Source organism: Acidovorax sp. FHTAMBA (assembly GCF_038958875.1).
GTDB lineage: Bacteria > Pseudomonadota > Gammaproteobacteria > Burkholderiales > Burkholderiaceae_C > Acidovorax.
On record NZ_CP152407.1, the window covers coordinates 1,117,968 to 1,135,601 of the forward strand.

The window sequence follows — 17,634 nt, forward strand, 5'->3', positions numbered from 1 at the left end:
CGGGCCGCCCCAAGGCGAAATGCGGCCCCCTCGGGGGGCAGGGAGCGACACGCAGTGCGCGACCGTGGGGGCCAACGGTTTCGCCGCCGGGCCGCCCCAAGGCGAAATGCGGCCCCCTCGGGGGGCAGGGAGCGACACGCAGTGCGCGACCGTGGGGGCCAACGGTTTCGCCGCCGGGCCGCCCCAAGGCGAAATGCGGCCCCCTCGGGGGGCAGGGAGCGACACGCAGTGCGCGACCGTGGGGGCCATCTTCACTGCCAGCTGCCAATATCGGCATTCTTGCCTTCGCCGCCCGATTGGCCGTCGGCGCCGAACGACATCACGTCGATCTCCCCCTTGATGCCGGGGTTCAGGTACTGGTAGGGGCGGCCCCAGGGGTCGTTGGGCAGCTTTTCGAGGTACAGCTTCCAGTTGATCGGCGCCGGGCCTGCGGTGGGCCGGTTGATCAGCGATTGCAGGCCCTGCTCGGCCGTGGGGTAGCGCTGGTTGTCCAGGCGGTAGAGCTTGAGCGCCTGCATGATGTTGGTGATGTCGGTGCGGGCGGCAGTCACCCGGGCGTCGTCGGCGCGGTCCAGCACATTGGGCACGATGAGGGCGGCCAGCACGCCGATGATGACCAGAACCACCATCAGCTCGATGAGGGTGAAGCCACGGGCCACGGTCCGGGCCAGGCGGCGGGGGGCGGAGCGCACGAAGAGAGGAAAGGAAGTGATCACTGCAGGCGGTCTCTCGGAGGGTCGGATCGCGTGAATCATAATCCGCGCATGGTGACCAACACATACAGCAAATGGGGCGTCCGTCTGGGGACTCTGGCACTGTGGGCCGCCGCGGGCGCCAGTGTGGTCTTTTGGGGACTGCGCCTGTCGGCCCCGGCGGCCGGCCCCGGCGCTCCCGTGGTGCTGCCCGCGTCTGTGGTGCCCGACGCCCAGGCCCTCGCCCGCCTGTTGGGCGCGGCGCCCGAAGCGCCGGGTGCTGCGCCCGCGGCGCCTGTGGCTTCTCTGGCCAGCCGGTTTGCGTTGATTGGCGTGCTTTCGGGGCGCAGCAGCGGCGGGGGCGCGGCGCTGATTGCGGTGGACGGCAAACCTGCCAAGCCGTTCCGGGTGGGCGCTGCGGTGGAGGAAGGGCTGGTGCTGCAGGCACTGGGCCCCCGCCAGGCCCAGCTGGGCCCCGATGCGGCGGGGCCGGCCACCCTCACGCTGGACATGCCGCTTCAGCGGTGATTCCTGTCGGGGGCGCTGGTCCGGGGTCTAACCCAGCTCGATCCGCTCCCACTCGCCCCAGCTCGGCGCGGCAGTGGGCCATTCTTCCGAGCGCGGCAGGGCGCTGGCGCCGTGCTTCATGAGCCACGCCACGCTGCGGATCACCCCGGCGTGGGTGACCCACACCACATCTTGCGTGGCCCCGGTGCAATGGTCCTCCAGTGCAGCCGCCACGCGGGCCAGCACGGCCGACAGGTTTTCCCCGTGGCCCGGGCGGTAGCTGGCGAAGGCGGCGGTCCAGGCGTCGATGTCGCTACGGGCAATGGCGTCCCAGGGGCGCCCCTCCCAGTCGCCAAAGTCCATCTCGCGCAGGCGGGCGTCGGGTTTTGGAGTCAAATCAGGCAGCAGCGCTTGCAGTGATTGCGCGAGCAGCTCACATCTTTGTAGCGTTGAATGCACCAGTCTGGTCTGCGGAGGTAGCTCGCGGGCCAGGCGCTGTGCGGCAGCTCGGGTGGCGGCGATATCGGCAGCGACGTCCAGCGCGCCGTAGCAGGTGCCCGGCGCGACCAGCGGTGCTGCGTGGCGCACCAGCCAGAGGCGGGCCATGCGCCTCACACCCAGCGCAGGGCCAGCGCCGCGCCCAGGTAAAAGCCGATTTCGCTGACCTGCTGCGTGGCGCCCAGGCAGTCGCCCGTGAAGCCCTGCAGCCTGCGCGCGAACCACCGGGCCATCCAGGCGGCCGCAAAGACACTTGCCAGCACGGATGCTATCAAAAATATAGCTTCTTGCGCTTGCCAGACAAGAGTCAGCGGCACAAAACACCATAAAACGGCTGCCACCAGTGCGGGGCCTGAAATCTGGTCGGCCAGCGGCTTGCTTTTGGACCGCGCCGTGTCGCCCACATGCGGCAGGCTGCGCACGATGAGCAGCGGCCAAAAGCGCGACAGCACATGCGCCCCCACCAGCGCGGCCACGGCGGCCAGCAGGCTGTGGGCACCCAGCAGCGCCAGCAGGCTGAGCTTGGCCAGCAGCGCCAGCACCAGCGCCATGGCGCCAAACGCGCCGATGCGCGAGTCCTTCATGATGTCCAGCGCGCGTTCGCGGTCGTAGCTGCCGCCCAGGCCGTCGGCCACATCGGCCAAGCCGTCTTCATGGAAACCGCCGGTCATCAGCACCGTGGCAATGGTGCAGAACACGGCGGCCACGGCCGGGGCCAGCGGGTTGGGCGCCAGCGCCCAGTGCAGCGCGGCATACACCGCCGAAGACAGCAGCGCCGCCAGCCAGCCGATGCCCGGAAAGTGCGCCGCGCTGGCGCGCAGCATGGCGGGGCTGTAGCCCACCCAAGCCGCCAGCCGCCCGGTGACCGGTATGCGCGTGAAGAACTGCACGGCCAGCAGGTAGTGGCGCAGGGCTTGCATGAACGGACTATGGTTATGTCAGATTTGATAGCTGCCAGCGCTTGCTGGATAAGCGCCGGAGGCCAATTTGACTCATATTCCGGTTATTTGGACCGCAGGAACAGCCGGTAGGCCGGGTTCAGCGTCTCTTCCACGTAGGGGTAGCCCAGCGTGGCCAGGAAGGCGTCGAACGTGGCGGCGTCTTCGGCCGGCACCTGCATGCCCACGAGGATGCGGCCATAGTCGGCGCCCTGGTTGCGGTAGTGGAACAGGCTGATGTTCCAGGTCGGCTGCATCAGGCTCAAAAACTTGAGCAGCGCGCCGGGCCGCTCGGGGAAGGTGAAGCGCATCAGCCGCTCGTCCTGCGCCAGGGCTGAATGCCCGCCCACCAGGTGGCGCAGGTGCTCCTTGGCCAGCTCGTCGTGCGTCAGGTCCAGCGCCTCGAAACCGTGGCGGCCGAAATTCCTGGCGATCTTTTCCGATTCGCCCTTGCCATTGGTCGTGATGCCCACGAACACATGGGCCTGGGCGGCGTCGCTGATGCGGTAGTTGAACTCGGTCACGTTGCGCGGGCCGCCCGGCAGGCCGCCCACCACCTCGCAAAAGCGGCGGAAGCTGCCGCGTTCTTCCGGAATCGTCACGGCCAGCAGCGCCTCGCGCTCCTCGCCCACCTCGGCCCGCTCGGCCACGAAGCGCAGGCGGTCGAAGTTCATGTTGGCGCCGCACAGGATGGCGGCGTAGGTCTCGCCCCTGGTTTTCTTATCGGCCACGTACTGCTTGATGGCCGCCACGGCCAGCGCCCCTGCGGGTTCGACGATGCTGCGCGTGTCCACAAAGATGTCCTTGATGGCAGCGCAGACGGCGTCGGTATCGACGGTGATGTAGTCGTCCACCAGGCCCTGTGCCACGCGGAAGGTTTCCTCGCCCACCAGCTTCACGGCGGTGCCGTCGGAGAACAGGCCCACATCGGCCAGCGTCACGCGCTGGTGGGCTTTCACTGACTGGATCATCGCGTCCGAGTCGTTCATCTGCACGCCGATCACCTTGATCTCGGGCCGCACGGCCTTGATGTAGTTGGCCACACCCGAGATGAGTCCGCCGCCGCCAATGGCCACGAACACGGCATCGAGCCGGTTGCTGCCCAGGCTTTGCAGCTGGCGCAGGATCTCCATGGCGATGGTGCCCTGGCCGGCAATCACGTCCGGGTCGTCAAACGGGTGCACGAAGGTCAGGCCCTGTTCCTTCTCCAGCTTCACCGAATGGCCGTAGGCATCGGAATAACTCTCGCCAAACAGCACCACCTCGCCGCCCAGCGTCTTCACGGCGTCGATCTTGAGCTGCGGCGTGGTGGTGGGCATCACGATCACGGCGCGCGTGCCCAGCTTGTGGGCGCTCATGGCCACGCCTTGCGCGTGGTTGCCGGCCGAGGCGCAGATCACCCCGCGTGCCAGTTGCTCTGGCGTGAGGTGCGCCATCTTGTTATAGGCGCCCCGTAGTTTGAAGCTGAACACGGGCTGCTGGTCTTCGCGCTTCAGAAGCACCTTGTTGTGCAGGCGGCGGCTGAGGTTCCTGGCGGGCTCCAGCGCCGACTCCATGGCCACGTCGTACACGCGGGCGGTCAGGATTTTTTTGAGGTAGTCGGCGGGGGTGAGGTGCAGGGGCATGGCAGGAGCAAGGTGAAGACCGCCGCAGCGCAGTGGGCGGGGCCACATCATAGGGGGTCGGTTTCCAAGGGCGCCAAGCGGTGAACGCACACGCGCCGTGCGCCGGGCCAAAAAAAAGCCCCGGGCCGTGAGGCCTGGGGCTGAATCCATCCTTTGAGGAGATGGAGGAGACAATCGGTGCGGGGAAAAAGCTGGAAACTTCGTTTCGGTCTTTGTTCCATCTGCTTCGTTATTGATTGAAAAGCAGCGCTTGGATCGAAGTTTAGCGCGAGTTGTGTTGCATTGCAGCAAAATCCTCATCAAATTTGTCGCACCGGATGATTCCGTGCGAAAAAACCACGTCAAAACACAGTCACCAAGGAGAAATACAAATGGAATGCACAGTCAGCTGGACGGGCGGGGCCGGAACACGGTCGGGCATGGGTTTTGTGGCCGAAACCGGCAGCGGCCATGTCCTGACCATGGACGGCGCCCCGGATGCCACCCACCCCGCCAACGGCGGTCAGAACCTCGCCCCTCGCCCCATGGAAACCGTGCTCGCCGGCACCGGCGGCTGCACGGCGTATGACGTGGTGTTGATCCTCAGGCGCGGCCGCCACGATGTGCGTGGCTGTACCGTCAAACTGACCACGGAGCGTGCCGACACCGATCCCAAGGTTTTCACCAAAATCCACATGCACTTCACGGTGGCCGGCAAGGCCATACCAGCCGCGGCAGTGGAGCGGGCGATAGCGATGAGCCATGACAAATACTGCTCGGCCAGCATCATGCTGGGCAAGACGGCCGACATCACCACCAGTTTCGAGGTGAACGAAGCCTGAAGCGGCCGACCTGCGGGACCGACCCGCAACCACTTCAGAGGTAGTGCGCCGTGGTGGTCATGACCTTTGCGGCCGCACGCATGGCTGCACGGGCAGGCGCGGGCAACTCCAGCGCCCCTGACGCCCGGGCCTGTGCTGCATGCCGCTCTTCATCTTCTTTCATGCGCGCCACCACGGCCCGGGACGCCACATCCTGCAGCGGTAGCCGGCCCAGATGTCCGCTCAGGTGTTCCGCCACCTGCTTCTCGGTTTCCACCACAAATCCCAGGCTGGCCCGGTCGCTGACCTTGGCGGCCACCAGGCCCAGGGCGAAGGCGCCCGCAAACCAGACCGGGTTGAGAATGCTGGGGCGGGCGCCCAGGGCATCCAGGCGCTGCTGTGTCCACGCGAGGTGGTCCGTTTCTTCTCTTGCGGCCTCTTGGAGATGGGCGCGCAACTGCGGGTCCCGCGTGACGGCGGCCTGCGCCGTGTACAGCGCCTGGGCGCACACTTCACCCACGTGATTGACCCGCATCAAGGCTCCGGCCAGCTTCTTCTGTGCCGGATCGAGGGCTGCCTCGGGCACGCCGTGGGCCGGTGACTTCTCGGAAGCCAGGGGCTTGGCAAAGAGTGTGCGCAATGCGTTGTCTGCTGCGGTCAGGAGCGCGTCCATGTAAACCTTTGAGGTGGCGGGATGTGCAACACAAATTGCACTCCGATACAAATAAAAGCCGGGCGGGGCACCTCCCCGGTGCGTCAACTCCCCGATTTTGACGGGACTTGGTGAAATGTTGCAACACTGCAACGAATTTCCCCTTTCGACCCGATTGTGGGTGAATTCCTTTGCGAAACCGGGCCGGGTCTGGTGCAATAAGAGCAACTTCCCCACCAGGAGGTTGGCCCGGGGAACCGGCGGGACTGTGCAGGTGTGCATTCACCATAGACCCCCCGTACCGGCGCCCTATGTTTAACCTTGGAGTAACTCGCAATGAAAAAATCCCTGATTGCCCTGGCCGTGCTGGCTGCTTCCGGCGCTGCAATGGCTCAATCGTCCGTGACCCTGTACGGCGTGGCCGATGCAGCCCTGGTCAAGTCCAGCGGTGTTAGCGCCCAAATGGGTTCGGCCAGCATCATGAACAACGGTACTAGCCGTATCGGCCTGCGTGGCGTTGAAGATCTGGGCGGCGGTCTGACGGCTTCCTTCAACTTCGAACAAGGCGTGAACCTGGAAAACGGCGCTCTGACGGGCGGCGCTGCAGGTGCTTGGAATCGTGCTGCTTTCGTGGCTCTGTCGGGTGGTTTTGGTAAGTTCCAAATGGGTCGTGCCCTGAACCCCAGCTTCTTCGGTATCGCTGCTTGGGAACTGACCGGCACCGCTAACTACTCTGTTGTGGGCACCCAATTCGGCTACGCTGCCGCTGGTCCTCGTAACAACAGCATGTTCATGTACAACACGCCCAAGATGGGTGGTTTCTCCGGCTCGTTTGGCTACGTGATGAAGCCTGACAACGGTGGCAATGCCAAGTACGACCTGAACCTGATCTACGCAAACGGCCCTCTGGCTACTGCTCTGTCGTACAACAGCGTGAAGAACGGCAATGACGGTCTGGCACTGGGTGCTTCGTATGACTTCGGTGCATTCAAGATCGCCGGTTCGTTGCAAGATTCTGATATCGCTGGTACGGATGCAGATCCCAAGGGCTTCACCCTCGGCGCTACCGTGCCCCTGGGTGCATTCGCTCTGACCCTCGATATCGCTCGCGATACCGAGTTCAAGGACACCGACGTGCTGCTGGAAGGCAAGTACGCCCTGTCCAAGCGCACGTTCGCTTACGCTGCCTACTACAAGGACGGCGACAAGAAGCTGGTTACCGGCGCAAAGAACCACTTCTCCGTGGGTGTTCGCCACAACTTCTGATGGGGTGCTGGCGTAAGCCAGTGACCATTAGCCAAAAAAACCGCCACCCTTCGGGTTGGCGGTTTTTTTATGAGTAATCGTTATGGCGCGGTTTTTGCTTGTTTTGAGTTGCGAAAATGGAATTTCGGCCTTGATATCACTGCTATCACAACGGTACAAAACCCCACTGCAGCTTGGTATTCAGGGATTTCCCGTTAGCTATAGAGCAACCTTTACTGCATAGTAAAACTTTTAATCAAGAGGGTTCCATGAAACTCAATTTCAGTCTGTTGTCGGTGGCCGCTGCTGTGGCCTTGCTCGCAGCCCCCGCCTTGCATGCCAAGCCATTCAAGTGGGCCAGCCAGGGGGAAATTTCCACTTGGGATATTCATTCGCAGAACAATGCGCTGCAAAACGGGCTGCATGCGAATGTGTATGAAAGCCTGGTGTACTACAACAGCAAGACATTTGACGTGGAGCCCGTGCTTGCCACTGCGTGGAAGGAGATAAGCCCCACGCAGATGCGTTTTACGCTCCGCCAGGGCGTGAAGTTCCATGACGGCTCCGCGTTCACGGCCGATGATGCTGTGTATTCAATACAGCGCGCCATGGCCAAGACTTCCAACTTCACGCCCTACGTGCAGGGCATCAGTAAAGTGGTGAAGGTGGACGCGCAAACCATTGACGTCATGCTGGCTGCACCAAACCCGGTATTGCTGCGTCAGATGACCGAACTGCGCATGATGAGCAAGGCCTGGGCTGAAAAGAACAAGTCGGTGGACCCGAAGGACATGAAGGCGTCCGACGAAAACTTCGCGCACCGCAATGCCATGGGCACGGGCCCCTACACGCTCGAATCCTGGCAACCTGATGTGAAGATGGTGTTCAAGCGCAATCCCAACTGGTGGGGCAAGATGGACGGCAACGTGACTGAGATCGTGTACACGCCAATCAAGTCCGCTGCCACGCGCATTGCGGCACTGTTGTCAGGCGAAGTGGACATGGTGCTCGACCCCACACCCCAGGATCTGGGCCGTCTGCGTGCCAGCCCCGACCTGAAGGTGATCGATGGTATCGAGAATCGCACCATCTTCCTGGGCATGGATCAGTTCCGCGATGAGCTGCCAGGCTCCAACATCAAGGGCAAAAACCCGCTCAAAGATGTTCGCGTGCGCAAGGCCCTGTATCAGGCCATCGACGCAGAAACCATTTCGCGCAACATCATGCGTGGGCTGGGCAAACCCACGGGCACGATCGTGGCGCCTCAGGTGGCCGGCTATACGGAAGCTGTTGGCAAGCGTTTTCCCTACAGCGTCGAGGCTTCCAAAAAGCTCCTGGCAGAAGCCGGGTACCCGGACGGTTTTGAAGTCGACTTTGCCTGCCCGAACAATCGCTACATCAATGACGAAGCCATCTGCCAGGCCGTTACTGCCATGTGGTCCCGTGTGGGTGTGAAGGCCAAGCTGCGCACGTTGCCGCTGGTGAACTACTTCCCCATGATCCAGCGTTACGAGGCCAGCATCTACATGCTGGGATGGGGCGTTCCGACGTTTGACGCCCTGTACAGCCTGCAGTCCCTCGTGCGTACGGTGGGTCAGGGTGGCGACGGCAATTACAACGTAGGCCGCTACAGCAACCAGCGCATGGACTATCTGGTGGACCGCATCAAGGCGGAGACCGATGCTCCTGTGCGCTCCCGCATGCTGACGGAAGCACTGCAGCTTTCCAACGACACGGTGTCTCACATTCCTTTGCATGACCAGGTAATCCCATGGGCGGTAAAGAAGAATATTGAGCTCGTCCATCGCGCAGATAACCGCGTGGACATGCGTACGGTCAAGGTGAACTGATTTATCCTCGACACACTGAGAGCAAGGGCCCAGCGGCCCTTGCTCTCTTTGGTTTAGTTTGACGACGTATTGCCTGACAGCGCCCCCGCCATCAAAAGTGGCTGCGGCGTTCCCATCGAACACTCACTCGACTCTCCGATGCTTGCCTTTATATTGCGCCGCCTGATACAGGCTGTGATTGTCATGGTCACGGTGGCCTTCATCTCCTTCATGCTGTTCCAGTACGTAGGAGATCCCGTGGTGTTCCTGCTGGGCCAGGATGCCACTCCCGAACAGATTCGCGAGCTGCGCGCTTCGCTGGGGCTGGACAAACCGTTTTTCGTGCAGTTCTGGCACTTTCTGGTGAATGCCGCTCAAGGTGAGTTTGGCCTGAGCCTGCGCCAAGGTGCCAAGGTGTCACGCCTGATTGCCGAGCGTTTCCCTGCAACGCTGGAGTTGGCGCTGGTTGCCGCCTTCCTGGCGCTGGTCATTGGCGTGCCGATGGGCGTATATGCCGCACTCAAGCGCGGCACGTTCACCAGCCAGGTGTTCATGACGCTGTCGTTGCTGGGCGTTTCCCTGCCAACATTCCTCATCGGCATCCTGCTGATTCTGGTGTTCGCCGTCACGCTGGGCTGGTTCCCGAGCTTCGGCCGCGGCGAAGTTGTGCAGATGGGCTGGTGGAGCACGGGCCTGCTCAAGGCCAAGGGCTGGCACCACATCACCCTGCCAGCCATCACCTTGGCCATCTTCCAGCTCACGCTGATCATGCGTCTGGTGCGTGCAGAAATGCTGGAGGTGCTGCGCACCGATTACATCAAGTTCGCGCGTGCACGGGGCTTGTCCAATCGCGCTATCCACTTTGGCCATGCGCTCAAAAACACGCTGGTGCCTGTGATGACCATCACGGGGTTGCAACTGGGTGGTCTGATCGCCTTTGCGATCATCACCGAGACTGTGTTCCAGTGGCCTGGAATGGGTCTGCTGTTCATCCAGGCTGTAACGTTCGCCGACATCCCGGTGATGGCCGCCTACCTGTGTCTCATTGCACTGATTTTCGTGGTGATCAACCTGGTGGTGGACCTGTTGTACTTCGCCGTCGATCCGCGGTTGCGCGTGGGCAAGGCGGGAGGCCACTGATGCAGGGCCCACGCCTGAAGGCCGGCGGCCGGGCGTTTGCGCACATTGCGCAGTACCACCCTGAGCTGACTGCGCTGCGCAGGGACTTGCATGCTCACCCTGAACTGGGCTTTGAGGAGATCTACACCAGCAAACGCGTCAAGGAGGCGTTGGCGCTCTGCGGTGTGGATGAGATCCATGAAGGCATTGGCCGCACCGGCGTGGTGGGCGTGATCCGGGGGCGCAGCACTTCCAGTGGCAGCATGGTCGGCTTGCGCGCCGACATGGACGCACTTCCGCTGGCCGAGCACAACGATTTCTCCTGGAAGTCCTGCAAGCCAGGCCTCATGCACGGTTGCGGTCATGACGGCCACACCGCCATGCTGGTGGGGGCTGCACGCTATCTGGCCGAGACACGCAACTTTGACGGCACCGCCGTGCTGGTGTTTCAGCCGGGTGAAGAGGGGTTTGCGGGTGCGCGCGTGATGATGGAAGACGGCTTGTTTGACCGGTTTCCGGTGCAGTCGATCTACGCAATGCACAACTGGCCTGCCATGAAGCCCGGCACCGTGGGTATCAACTCCGGCCCCATGATGGCAGCGGCCGACCGCTTCACCATCGAGATCACCGGACGCGGCGGACACGGTGCCCATGCCTACCAGACCGTGGATGTGTTGGTCGTTGCAGCGCACATCATTACGGCGGCCCAAAGCATCGTGTCGCGGAACGTGCGCCCCATTGAAAGCGCCGTGGTGAGTATCTGCGCCGCGCAGGCGGGTGATCTCGGCGCCTTCAGCGTGCTGCCCGGCTCCGCCACGCTGGTGGGTACGGTGCGCACGTTCGATCCCGTGGTGCAGGAGATGGTGGAAAAGCGCCTGAAGGAACTGTGCAACGCGATTGCACTGGGCTTTGGCGCAACCGCTACCGTGCACTACGAGCGCATCTACCCCGCCACGATCAATAGTGAAAGTGAAGCCCTTTTTGCGGGCGATGTGGCCGAGTCTCTGCTGGGCGCCGACCATGTGGTGCGCGACCTGGAGCCCAGCATGGGCGCAGAAGACTTTTCCTTCATGCTGCAGAACAAGCCGGGCGCCTACTTGCGCATTGGCCAGGGCACTGGCGCCAGCGGCAGTGCCCTGCACAACAGCCGGTACGACTTCAACGACGATATCTTGCCCTTGGGCTCCGCCTTGCATGCCAGCTTGATCGAGCAGGCCATGCCACTGGCAACACCCTGACTGTAAACAGCGTCCACAAACGCCACTACCAAGACCGATCCGACTGTCCCGTTCCTTCGCCCCCATTTCATCACCAGGAGATTTCTATGAAATTCCAGAAGAAAGTCGCCCTTACTGCTGTCTTTGCTGCCTTGGCTGCGGCCGGGCTCACAGCCAACGCACAAACCATCCGTATCGCAAACCAGGGCGATGCCCTGTCGATGGACCCGCACTCGCTCAACGAGTCGCTTCAGCTGAGCGTGACCAGCAATGTGTACGAGCCCTTGGTGGGTCGCAACAAGGATCTGAGCCTGGCCCCCGCGCTCGCGACCAGCTGGAAGCAGACTTCGCCTACGGTCTGGCGCTTCGAACTGCGCAAGGGCGTGCAGTTTCATGACGGAACGCCTTTCACTGCAGACGACGTGGTTTTCAGCTTTGCCCGGACTCAGGTGGACGGCTCTGACATGAAGAGCTACACCAATGATTTCAAGGAAGTCCGCAAGATCAATGACCATACGGTAGAAATCGAGACCAAGACGCCATTCCCCATCCTGCCCGACGTGATCTCGCAAGTCTTCATCATGAGCAAGAAGTGGTGCGAGACCAACCAGGCCATGGGCCCGGTGGATCGCCGCAAGGGCATCGAGAATGCGGCATCGTTCCGCGCCAACGGCACCGGCCCGTTCCGTCTGCGCGAGCGCCAGCCGAATGTCCGCTCGGTTTTCACCCGCAACGGCACTTACTGGGGCACCATCGAGGGGAATGTCTCGGAAGTGGTCTTCACGCCCATCGGTAACGACGCAACCCGCGTGGCTGCCCTGCTCTCGGGCGAGGTGGATGTGATGGAACCGATTCCGGTGCAGGACATCGAGCGGGTGAACGCCAGCGCAAATACGCGCGCCATCACGGGCCCCGAGTTGCGCACGATCTTTTTGGGCATGGACCAAAAGCGCGATGAACTGCTCTACTCCAACGTCAAGGGCAAGAACCCCTTCAAGGACAAGCGCGTGCGCCAGGCTTTCTACCAGGCCATCGACATCGAGGGCATCAAGCGCACGGTCATGCGCGGCGCCTCCAACGTATCTGCGCTCATGGTCGGCCCTGGCATCAATGGTTTCCAGCCTGATGCAAAGCGCCTGCCCTTCGATGTGGAAGCCGCCAAGAAGCTCATGGTGGAAGCCGGATATCCCAACGGTTTTGAAGTGGCCATGAACTGCCCCAATGACCGCTACGTGAACGATGGCCGCATCTGCCAGACGGTGGCCGCCAATCTGTCGCGCATCAACGTCAAGGTGAACCTCCAGGCGGAGACCAAGGGAACCTATTTCCCCAAGGTGTTGCGCCGCGACACCAGCTTCTACATGCTGGGCTGGACGCCTTCCACCTACGACGCACACAACGCCCTGAACGCGCTGATGGCCTGTGTCGACGACAAGGGTGCGGGGCAGTTCAACCTGGGTGCTTACTGCAATCCCAAGGTGGACGAGCTGACCAAGAAGATCCAGGCGGAGACCGACAAGGTCAAACGTGACGCGATGATCAAGGAAGCGTTTGACCTGCACTCGGCCGATATTGGTCATCTGCCACTGCATCAGCAATCCCTGGCCTGGGGCGTGAGCAAGAAGGTCAAGCTCGTGCAGCTGGCCGACAACTACATGCCGTTCAAGTGGATGAGCATCGAGAAATAAAGACCGACACCGACAGGTCGTAGAGAGGTAGTACGAAGGTACGACTTAGCTATCGCTAATTGACAGCCTGGAAGCAACGCACGGCTGCTACCCGCGCCGTGCGTTGTTGCATGTTTACTGGTTTCCCACAATGAAAACTACCCTTGCCCGCTGGTTTGACAGCGATATCGGCTACAGCTTCCGTACATCGCCCATGGCGATGGTGGCAGCTGCCATTGCCCTGATTTGCGTGTTCTGTTCGCTTTTTGCCGGATGGGTTGCGCCCCACAACCCGTTTGATCTGGCTACGCTGGAGCTCAGCGATGCCCGGCTGCCCCCGGCCTGGAGTGCCGAAGGCTCCATCAAGTACCCGCTGGGTACCGACGATCAGGGCCGTGACATCCTTTCCGCGCTCATCTATGGCGCGCGCATCTCCCTCGTGGTGGGCCTCGCTTCGGTGGTGCTGTCCGTGGTGGTGGGCGTGGCGTTCGGCCTGCTGGCCGGCTTTCGGGGCGGCTGGATCGATGCCGTTCTGATGCGCCTGTGCGACGTGATGCTGTCGTTCCCCGCCATCCTGGTGGCCCTGCTGATTGCCGGTGTCGGTCGCGCGCTGTTCCCGAACGCGCACGAGTCGTTGGCCTTTGGTGTGTTGATCATCTCCATCTCCCTCACCGGCTGGGTGCAGTACGCCCGCACGGTGCGTGGCTCCACGCTGGTGGAGCGCAACAAGGAATATGTGCAGGCCGCCCGCGTCACCGGCGTGTCGCCCCTGCGCATCATGCGCAAGCATGTGCTGCCCAACGTGATGGGCCCCGTGATGGTGCTCGCCACCATCCAGGTGGCCACGGCCATCATCACCGAGGCCACGCTGTCGTTTCTGGGCGTAGGCGCGCCACCCACATCGCCCTCGCTGGGCACCCTGATTCGCATCGGCAACGACTACCTGTTCTCAGGCGAATGGTGGATCACCGTGTTCCCCGGCGCCATGCTGGTGCTGATCGCCCTGTCCGTGAACCTGCTGGGCGACTGGCTGCGCGACGCGCTGAATCCTCGCCTGCGTTAAGTGGCATTCGCAGTATTTTTGAAGCAGGCACACAACCCATGTCTCTCCTAGAAGTCAAAAACCTCGTAGTCGAATTTCCGGGCCGCCGCGGTACCCTGCGCGCCCTGGACGACATTTCCTTCTCCATCGCACCCGGCGAGATCCTGGGCGTCGTGGGGGAGTCCGGCGCGGGCAAATCGCTTACCGGCGCCGCCATCATCGGCCTGCTGGAACCGCCGGGCCGCGTCGCATCCGGCCAGATCCTGCTGGAAGGCCAGCGCATCGACAACCTCGGCAATGAAGAGATGCGCCACATCCGTGGCCGTCGCATCGGTGCCATCTTTCAGGACCCACTGACCTCGCTGAACCCGCTCTACACCGTGGGCCGGCAGATCACTGAAACCATTCTTGCGCACTTGCCGGTCACGCCTGCCGAGGCGCGTCAGCGTGCCATTGCACTGCTCAAGGACACTGGCATCCCTGCCGCGGAAGAGCGCATCGACCACTACCCGCACCAGTTCTCGGGTGGCATGCGCCAGCGCGTGGTGATTGCCCTGGCCCTGGCCGCAGAGCCCAAGCTCATCGTGGCCGACGAGCCCACCACCGCGCTCGACGTGTCCATTCAGGCGCAGATCATCACGCTGCTGAAAAACATCTGCAAATCGCGCGGCGCTGCCGTCATGCTGATCACCCACGACATGGGTGTGATTGCCGAGACCTGCGACCGTGTGGCCGTGCTGTACGCCGGCCGCGTGGCCGAGATCGGCCCTGTGCATGACGTGATCAACAAACCCTCGCACCCCTACACCAGCGGGCTCATGGCGTCCATCCCCGACATGGCGGTGGACCGCGAGCGCCTGAACCAGATTGACGGAGCCATGCCCCGCCTGAACGCCATCCCCCAGGGCTGCGCCTACAACCCGCGCTGCCCCAAGACCTTTGACCGCTGCATGACAGACCGCCCCGACCTGATGGATGCCGGCTCCACCCGAGCCGCCTGCTGGCTGCACGCTGGCGCCACGACGAAGACTGCCGAGGTGACAGCATGAGCGCCACAGCTACGAGCCCCGCCGTGAAGAGCAAGGCTCTGGTGCAGGCACACGACCTGGCCAAGACCTTTGATGTGTCCGCTCCCTGGCTCAACCGCGTGATCGAACGCAAGCCGCGTACCCTGCTGCACGCCGTGGACGGCGTGAGCTTCGAGATCGAAAAAGGCAAGACCCTGGCCCTGGTGGGAGAGTCCGGTTGTGGCAAAAGTACCGTGGCACGCCTGCTGGTCGGCCTGTATGAGCCCACTCGCGGCGGCCTGACGTTCGACAACCAGGATGCGCACGCGGCCTTCAAGGGCAACGATGCGCGCGCCATGCGCCGCCGCATCCAGATGATCTTCCAGGACCCGTACGCCAGCCTGAACCCCCGCTGGCTGGTGGAAGACATCATCGGCGAGCCGCTCAAGGAACACGGCCTCATCACCGACAAGGCCGAGCTCAAGCAGCGCGTGGGCGAGCTGCTCAAGTCCGTCGGCCTGTCGCCTCTGGACATGGTGAAGTACCCGCACCAGTTCTCGGGCGGGCAGCGCCAGCGCATCTCGATTGCGCGCGCCCTGGCTACCGAGCCCGAGTTCCTGGTGTGCGACGAGCCCACCAGTGCGCTCGACGTGTCGGTGCAGGCGCAGGTGCTCAACATCATGAAGGACCTGCAGCGCGAGCGGCAGCTCACCTACTTGTTCATCAGCCACAACCTGGCCGTGGTGCGCCACGTGAGCGACCAGGTGGGCGTGATGTACCTGGGCCGCCTGGTGGAGCTGGCCGACAAGCACACGCTGTTTGACACGCCGCGCCACCCCTATACGCGCATGCTGCTCGACGCCATCCCCAAGATGCACGACACCGGCAAGGCCCGCACCCCCGTGCAGGGCGAAGTGCCCAACCCGCTGAACCCGCCACCCGGCTGCGCCTTCAACCCGCGCTGCCCGCACGTGAACGACCGCTGTCGCACCGAGCGCCCCAAGCTGTTGACCATTGGCGGCATCCGCATCGCGTGCCACGCGGTGGAAGAAGGTCGGATCTGAAAGTTTCCTTCCAGTCACGCCACTCTCAAGGAAACCCAAAGATGAAATATTCGCCTCGCAAGGCGCTGGCGGTGGCTCTGCTGTGCCTGTGTGTGGGGGCTCCTGTCACCCATGCCAAGACTTTCAAGTGGACGAGCCAGGGGGACATCACCACGTGGGACATCCACGCGCAGAACCTCGCGCTGCAAAACGGCCTGCACGCCAACGTGTATGAAAGCCTGGTGTACTACAACAGCAGGACTTTCGAAGTCGAGCCGATGCTGGCGGCCTCCTGGAGGGAGATCAGCCCCACTCAGATTCGGTTCGTGCTGCGCCAGGGCGTCAAATTCCATGACGGCTCAGCGTTCACCGCAGACGATGTGGTGTTCTCGCTGGGGCGGGCGCAGGCCAAAACCTCGCAGTTTGGCCCCTATGCGCAGGGTATCGCCAAGGTGGTCAAAGTGGATTCCGGCACGGTGGATGTGTTTCTCAACAGCCCCAACCCGGTGTTGCTGCGCCAGATGACCGAGTTGCGCATGATGAGCCGTGCCTGGGCCGAGAAGCACAAGGCCACGGACCCGCTCAACACCAGCAACCTTGCAGACAAGGCGAATGAAACGTTTGCCCACCGCAATGCCATGGGCACCGGCCCTTTCATGCTGGAATCCTGGCAGCCCGGTGTGCGCATGGTTTTCAAGCGCAACCCGCAGTGGTGGGGGACCATGGCGGGCAATGTGACGGAAATTGTCTACACCCCAGTCAAGTCCACTGCGGCCCGTACCGCAGCCTTGCTGTCGGGAGAAGTGGACATGGTGCTTGACCCTGCACCGCAGGAGTTGCGCCGCTTGCGTTCGGATGCGAACCTTCAGGTCATAGACGGCCTGGAAAACCGGACCATATTTCTCGGGATGGACCAGTTTCGCGACGAACTCGTGGGCTCCAACGTCAAAGGCAAAAACCCGCTGAAAGACGTGCGCGTGCGCAAGGCGCTCTATCAGGCGATCGACACAGACGTGATCACACGCAGCATCATGCGCGGGCTGGGGAAGCCGACGGGAGCACTTGTGGCGCCCCAAGCCGCGGGATGGGGCCCGGAAATTGGCAAGCGCCTTCCCTACGATGTAGAGGGGGCAAAACGGCTGATGGCTGCCGCTGGGTACGTGGAGGGTTTCGAGGTGGATCTGGCATGCCCCAACAACCGCTACATCCATGATGCGGACATCTGCCAGACCGTGATGCTCATGTGGGCGCGCATCGGTGTGATGGCCAAGGTGCGCACCATGCCGATGGCGACGTTCTTCCCGATCATCCAGCGCAACGAAGCCAGTATCTACCTGCTGGGCTGGGGCGTTCCGACGTTTGACGCCCTGTACAGCCTCCAGTCACTGGTGCGCACGGTGGGCAGCGGTGGCGATGGCGAATACAACCTTGGTCGCTACAGCAATCCGGAGATGGACAAGCTGGTAGACCGTATCAAGATCGAAACCGATGCTGCGGCGCGCACCCGGTTGATGACGCAGGCACTGCTGCTTGCCAAAGACACGGTGGCCTACATTCCACTTCATGACCAGGTTATTCCCTGGGCCGTAAAAAAGAACATCGAGCTGGTGCACAGGGCTGACAACCGTGTCGACATGCGCCACGTCAAGATCAACTGACGACGGCATTCGCTCATCACCCGCATCACAGGCTCCCCAAGGAGCCTGTGTCGTTCTGGCTGGCTGGCACGGGTCCCGCACCGAAGGCGGTACCT

The 17,634-nt window shown here is 62.6% G+C and carries 16 protein-coding genes; 11 read left to right on the plus strand and 5 right to left on the minus strand.

The genetic code is table 11. From position 1 onward, the window contains the following. Positions 1–251: 251 nt before the first annotated feature. Positions 252–692 (minus strand): type II secretion system major pseudopilin GspG, encoded by a 441-nt coding sequence (gene gspG, locus AAFF19_RS05180; RefSeq protein ID WP_034694716.1) that lies wholly within the window; start codon positions 690–692, stop codon positions 252–254. Between the two features lie 72 nt (positions 693–764). On the opposite strand from gspG, the gene AAFF19_RS05185 reads away from it, so the two are divergent. Continuing rightward, positions 765–1,220 carry a type II secretion system protein N gene (locus tag AAFF19_RS05185; RefSeq protein WP_342721424.1) on the plus strand — a complete coding sequence of 152 codons (456 nt, stop codon included), beginning with the start codon at positions 765–767 and terminating at the stop codon, positions 1,218–1,220. Positions 1,221–1,247: 27 nt separating this feature from the next. On the opposite strand, the gene AAFF19_RS05190 is transcribed toward AAFF19_RS05185, so the two are convergent. From AAFF19_RS05190 to ilvA, 3 genes are all read right to left on the minus strand, one after another. Further along, positions 1,248–1,805 (minus strand): histidine phosphatase family protein, encoded by a 558-nt coding sequence (locus AAFF19_RS05190; RefSeq protein WP_342721425.1) that lies wholly within the window; start codon positions 1,803–1,805, stop codon positions 1,248–1,250. A 5-nt stretch (positions 1,806–1,810) separates the two neighbouring features. Beyond that, positions 1,811–2,617 carry an adenosylcobinamide-GDP ribazoletransferase gene (gene cobS / locus AAFF19_RS05195; RefSeq protein ID WP_342721426.1) on the minus strand — a complete coding sequence of 269 codons (807 nt, stop codon included), beginning with the start codon at positions 2,615–2,617 and terminating at the stop codon, positions 1,811–1,813. Between the two features lie 83 nt (positions 2,618–2,700). Next, positions 2,701–4,260, minus strand: a complete 1,560-nt coding sequence (ilvA, locus tag AAFF19_RS05200) for a threonine ammonia-lyase, biosynthetic (RefSeq protein WP_342721427.1) — start codon at positions 4,258–4,260, stop codon at positions 2,701–2,703. Positions 4,261–4,631: 371 nt separating this feature from the next. Between ilvA and AAFF19_RS05205 the strand changes: the two genes are divergently transcribed. Then, on the plus strand, positions 4,632–5,081 hold the full coding sequence (locus tag AAFF19_RS05205) for an OsmC family protein (protein ID WP_008905598.1): 450 nt from the start codon (positions 4,632–4,634) through the stop codon (positions 5,079–5,081). Between the two features lie 34 nt (positions 5,082–5,115). On the opposite strand, the gene coq7 is transcribed toward AAFF19_RS05205, so the two are convergent. Continuing rightward, a complete protein-coding gene (gene coq7 / locus AAFF19_RS05210) occupies positions 5,116–5,733 on the minus strand; it encodes a 2-polyprenyl-3-methyl-6-methoxy-1,4-benzoquinone monooxygenase (RefSeq protein ID WP_008905599.1) in 618 nt (205 codons plus the stop codon). Between the two features lie 315 nt (positions 5,734–6,048). Here coq7 and AAFF19_RS05215 point away from each other — a divergent pair, with 315 nt between their 5' ends. From AAFF19_RS05215 to AAFF19_RS05255, 9 genes are all read left to right on the plus strand, one after another. Next, positions 6,049–6,978, plus strand: a complete 930-nt coding sequence (locus tag AAFF19_RS05215) for a porin (protein ID WP_342721428.1) — start codon at positions 6,049–6,051, stop codon at positions 6,976–6,978. Between the two features lie 248 nt (positions 6,979–7,226). Beyond that, on the plus strand, positions 7,227–8,807 hold the full coding sequence (locus AAFF19_RS05220) for an ABC transporter substrate-binding protein (RefSeq protein ID WP_342721429.1): 1,581 nt from the start codon (positions 7,227–7,229) through the stop codon (positions 8,805–8,807). A gap of 138 nt (positions 8,808–8,945) precedes the next feature. Beyond that, entirely contained in the window at positions 8,946–9,926 is a 981-nt protein-coding gene (locus AAFF19_RS05225) for an ABC transporter permease (RefSeq protein ID WP_008905602.1), read from the plus strand. Then, on the plus strand, positions 9,926–11,143 hold the full coding sequence (locus tag AAFF19_RS05230) for a M20 aminoacylase family protein (RefSeq protein WP_182118149.1): 1,218 nt from the start codon (positions 9,926–9,928) through the stop codon (positions 11,141–11,143). Before AAFF19_RS05225 ends, AAFF19_RS05230 begins: the two co-directional genes overlap by 1 nt. An 86-nt stretch (positions 11,144–11,229) precedes the next feature. Next, complete coding sequence (locus AAFF19_RS05235) at positions 11,230–12,810, plus strand: ABC transporter substrate-binding protein (RefSeq protein ID WP_342721430.1); 1,581 nt, start codon at positions 11,230–11,232, stop codon at positions 12,808–12,810. 130 nt (positions 12,811–12,940) lie between these two features. Beyond that, positions 12,941–13,852 carry an ABC transporter permease gene (locus AAFF19_RS05240; RefSeq protein ID WP_342721431.1) on the plus strand — a complete coding sequence of 304 codons (912 nt, stop codon included), beginning with the start codon at positions 12,941–12,943 and terminating at the stop codon, positions 13,850–13,852. 38 nt (positions 13,853–13,890) lie between these two features. Beyond that, a complete protein-coding gene (locus AAFF19_RS05245; protein ID WP_342721432.1) occupies positions 13,891–14,880 on the plus strand; it encodes an ABC transporter ATP-binding protein in 990 nt (329 codons plus the stop codon). After that, the gene (locus AAFF19_RS05250) at positions 14,877–15,902 is read left to right on the plus strand and encodes a dipeptide ABC transporter ATP-binding protein (RefSeq protein ID WP_342721433.1); all 1,026 of its coding nucleotides are present in this window, start codon (positions 14,877–14,879) and stop codon (positions 15,900–15,902) included. The genes AAFF19_RS05245 and AAFF19_RS05250 overlap by 4 nt, the downstream gene beginning before the upstream one ends. A 41-nt stretch (positions 15,903–15,943) precedes the next feature. Beyond that, positions 15,944–17,539, plus strand: coding sequence for an ABC transporter substrate-binding protein (locus AAFF19_RS05255; RefSeq protein WP_342721434.1), 1,596 nt, complete (start codon positions 15,944–15,946; stop codon positions 17,537–17,539). The last annotated feature ends 95 nt before the right edge of the window (positions 17,540–17,634 follow it).